Origin of the sequence: Mesorhizobium sp. M7A.F.Ca.CA.004.04.2.1 (assembly GCF_004022825.1) — a bacterium.
Classification (GTDB): domain Bacteria; phylum Pseudomonadota; class Alphaproteobacteria; order Rhizobiales; family Rhizobiaceae; genus Mesorhizobium.
The window spans coordinates 1-3,637 of sequence record NZ_RZPH01000625.1; the positions used below are offsets into that span (position 1 = coordinate 1).

Here is a 3,637-nt window from a genome sequence, read left to right on the forward strand (position 1 = left end):
CTCGGGATGTGGATCGCATCGCCGCCGACCCGCAGGCCTTCGACGGCATCGACATCCGTTACGTGATGAGCCATCTGGCCTGCGCCGACGAGCCGGAGCATCCGGCCAATGAGAAGCAGCGGCTGGCGTTCGAGCGGCTGCGCAAGATGCTGCCGGAGGCGCCGGCATCGCTGACCAATTCCTCCGGCATCTTTCTTGGGGAGCGCTTTCACTACGATCTCGCCCGCCCCGGTGCCGCGCTCTACGGCATCAATCCGACGCCGGCAAAGTCCAATCCGATGCTGCCGGTGGTGCGGCTGCAGGCAAAGGTGGCACAGACGCGCAGCGTCGAAAAAGGCGCCGGCGTCGGCTATGGCCACACCTATCATGCGCAAGGCCCGCTCAGGCTGGCGACGATTTCGTTCGGCTACGCGGATGGCTGGCAACGCCGCGCCGCGTCCGCCGCCTGGTTCGAGGGCGTGCGGCTGCCTTTCCTCGGGCGGGTGTCGATGGATTCGATCATTCTCGACATTTCCGCCCTGCCGGTCGGCAGGCTGCGCGAGGGTGATCTCGTCGAACTGCTCGGTCCCTCGCAAAGCGTCGATGACGCCGCCGGCCATGCCGGCACCATCGGCTACGAGATCCTGACCAGCCTCGGCCCGCGCTTCCATCGGCGCTATGTCGGCGGTTGAGCGGTTTGGCCGCGCTTGACAAGCGGACGCCTGTCGGCAAGGCTCCGGGCATGAGCAACCTCGCTTATATCAGAACCTTGTTCCGGGTCTGCCCGATCGCGGGATCGTAGCCCCGGCGCGGCCGCCTTTTGGCGTCCGTCCGAACCGGGGCATTTCTACCTGACATCATCATTCCCGAGCCAGACAGCTTCGCGGCTGCCGGCTTTCATCAAGCCACCGTTTGTGCGGCGGCAGGCGCGCGTCTGTTGGATGCGCCAAGTCATGAGGTTTGCCATGCAACATGCAACAGGATTGCGTCCACCGAGCCGGCTTCTGGTCAGCGATGCCGACCACCACCGGCTGACGGGCCTGGCGCGGGCGTCGCTCGACCGCGTGCCCGAGACGGCCGAAGAACTGCTTTCGGAGATGGACCGTGCCTTCGTGACGGCAGCGGCTTCCATGCCGGCCAACGTGGTGCGGATGGGTTCGACGGTGACAATCCGCAACGATGGCGGCCACACCCAGCGCATCACGCTGGTCTATCCCGGCGAAGCAGACATCAGTGAAAACAGGATCTCGGTGCTGACGCCGATGGGGACGGCGCTTATCGGCGCGTCGATCGGGCAGACAGTGTGCTGGAGCAGCCGTGGCGGCCGGGAACTGTCGGCGACCATCGAAGCGGTCGATGCGCCGGCCTGCGGGCGGGAAGGGTCCTGAGCATGGAGACGGCGATGACAGGCGCGAATTTCCGGCTGACGACGAAGGACTTCGCCGTCCTCGAGATCATGTTGGAGCGTTGGCGGGCTTTCGCGGATCCGATTGTTCCAATGCTTGAAGAGAAGCTTTCCAAAGCCGAGGTCGTCGCGATCGATTCGGTCGGATCCGATATCGTGACGCTGAACAGCAGGCTGGTGTTTCGTGTCGATGCCGGCCCTGCCGAGACCCGAACTCTGGTGCAGAATGAGGTGCACGGTCCGGTCGGCTCCAGCCTGTCGATCATGACAAGGCGGGGGCTTTGCATGCTCGGCATGGCCGAGGGTCAGACTGCATGGATCGAACAGGCCGACGGCAGGCGGGAGTCGGTCCTGATCGCGACCGTGCTCTACCAGCCGGAGGCCGCGCGGCGTGCCGTCAGGGAGAAATCCCGAGACGAGGCGCGACGGCCGCATGGGCTCACCCTCGTCTACAGCGCCGCAGCCGATTGGCGGCCCCTTGGCGAAAGGGCCGGAATGCGGCAGACAGGGGATGACGACCCCGGTCCCACGGCGGCGTGAACAGGCAACACTGCATGATCCCGAAAGTCGGCATCGATTTTCGCTGGGGATCGTGCGCAAATCGGAAATACGGCCGCGTCCAGGCGTCCTCAAGGGCGTGCGGCGCGGCAAGGAGTGAACGATGAAGATCATGGTGCTGGGCGGCGGCGTCATCGGAGTGACCACGGCGTACTTTCTTGCCGAGGCCGGCCACGAGGTGACGGTTCTCGATCGCCAGAAAGGCCCGGCGCTGGAAACCAGCTTCGCCAATGCCGGCGAGATTTCGCCCGGCTACGCCTCGCCCTGGGCCGGACCCGGCATTCCGCTGAAGGCGATCAAATGGCTGCTGATGAAGCATGGCCCGCTGGTGGTGCGGCCGGCCTTCGACCCGCATATGTGGACATGGCTGATCAAGATGCTGCGCAACTGCACCGCCGAGCGCTATGCGATCAACAAGGCGCGCATGGTGCCGCTCGCCGAATACAGCCGCGACACGCTGAAGGCGCTACGCGAAGCGACCGGCATCGCCTATGACGAGCGCACCCAGGGCACGCTGCAGCTGTTCCGGACGCAAAAGCAGCTTGACGGCACCGGCGGAGATGTCGAGGTGCTGAAGAAGTATGGCGTGCCTTACGAGACCCTCGACCAGGACGGCTGCATCGCGGCTGAGCCTGGCCTTGCCGGGGTGCGCGAAAAGTTCGTCGGCGGCCTCAGGCTGCCGCACGACGAGACCGGCGACTGCAAGATGTTCACCGACAGGCTGGCCGAACTCTGTGTGGCCCGTGGCGTCAAGTTCGAGTACGACGTGACGATCTGGCGCGTCATCCGCAGCCGCAACCGCATCGCCAATCTCAGCACCAGCAAGGGCTGGAAAACCGCCGACGCCTATGTGATGGCGCTGGGCAGTTATTCGGCAGGTTTCATGCGCCGGGTGAAGCGGCCGATCCCGGTCTATCCGGTCAAGGGCTATTCGATCACCGTGCCGATCAAGGACGCCGCCGCGGCACCGGTGTCGACGGTGATGGACGAGACCTACAAGGTGGCGATCACCCGGCTCGGCGACCGCATCCGGGTTGGTGGTACGGCCGAGATTTCCGGCTTCGACCTCAGGCTGCACGAATCGCGGCGGCGCACGCTGGAACACTCGGTTGGCGATCTCTTTCCGGGCGCCGGCGCCATGCGGGACGCGACGTTCTGGTGCGGGCTGCGGCCGATGACGCCGGATGGTCCGCCGCTGATCGGCCGCACCGAGCTTTCCAATCTCTATCTCAACACCGGCCACGGCACGCTCGGCTGGACCATGGCTTGTGGCTCGGGCAAGGTTCTGGCCGACATCATCTCCAGCCGGGTGCCTGACATCGACGTTCGCGACCTCGCGCAGGAGCGCTATCTACGGTAGAGGGTCAGAATGCCTGCCGGACCCAGTCCTCGTCGAACAGCAGCCGATAGGCCCATGGGATCGTCACATTGGTGGCGACCGGATTGGAGTGGGCGACATAGTCGTCATAGATCGGCTTCATCCTGGTGTAGAAGGCCGGATCGAGCACCATCATGCCGTTCTCACTGTCGTGGAAGAAGCTGCGGTTGTTGAGATTGACCGACGAGATGGCGACCAACCTTTCGTCGATCATCATGATCTTGGAATGCAGCACCACGTCAGGCGCCTTGAATTCGCGGATGTTGATGCGGTCGCCATATTTCTCGACGAACAGCTTGTTGAGCGCGGTGAGAAAC

At 64.5% G+C, this 3,637-nt stretch carries 5 protein-coding genes; 4 read left to right on the forward strand and 1 reads right to left on the reverse strand.

Going from position 1 to position 3,637, the window contains the following annotated elements; translation table 11 throughout:
• The 4 genes from EN893_RS24000 to EN893_RS24015 form a co-directional block, all read left to right on the forward strand.
• Positions 1-671: alanine racemase C-terminal domain-containing protein (locus EN893_RS24000; RefSeq protein WP_206640162.1), on the forward strand; the 671-nt coding region annotated here is incomplete at its 5' end.
• A gap of 273 nt (positions 672-944) precedes the next feature.
• Positions 945-1,367 (forward strand): nucleoside diphosphate kinase regulator, encoded by a 423-nt coding sequence (gene rnk, locus EN893_RS24005; RefSeq protein WP_127267089.1) that lies wholly within the window; start codon positions 945-947, stop codon positions 1,365-1,367.
• A 14-nt stretch (positions 1,368-1,381) separates the two neighbouring features.
• Positions 1,382-1,924: a nucleoside-diphosphate kinase gene (locus EN893_RS24010; protein WP_236383239.1), complete on the forward strand. Its 543-nt coding sequence runs from the start codon at positions 1,382-1,384 to the stop codon at positions 1,922-1,924.
• Between the two features lie 121 nt (positions 1,925-2,045).
• Entirely contained in the window at positions 2,046-3,302 is a 1,257-nt protein-coding gene (locus EN893_RS24015; RefSeq protein WP_127267087.1) for a D-amino acid dehydrogenase, read from the forward strand.
• Between the two features lie 4 nt (positions 3,303-3,306).
• Here EN893_RS24015 and EN893_RS24020 read toward each other — a convergent pair.
• Positions 3,307-3,637, reverse strand: a 331-nt coding sequence (locus EN893_RS24020; protein WP_164901061.1) for a phospholipase D-like domain-containing protein, incomplete at its 5' end; no start/stop codon positions are given.

Coding starts and splice junctions, on each gene's coding strand:
- EN893_RS24015 (WP_127267087.1), top strand. CDS start 2,046: ATGAAGATCATGGTGCTGGGCGGCGGCGTCATCGGAGTGACCACGGCG.
- rnk (WP_127267089.1), top strand. CDS start 945: ATGCAACATGCAACAGGATTGCGTCCACCGAGCCGGCTTCTGGTCAGC.
- EN893_RS24010 (WP_236383239.1), top strand. CDS start 1,382: ATGACAGGCGCGAATTTCCGGCTGACGACGAAGGACTTCGCCGTCCTC.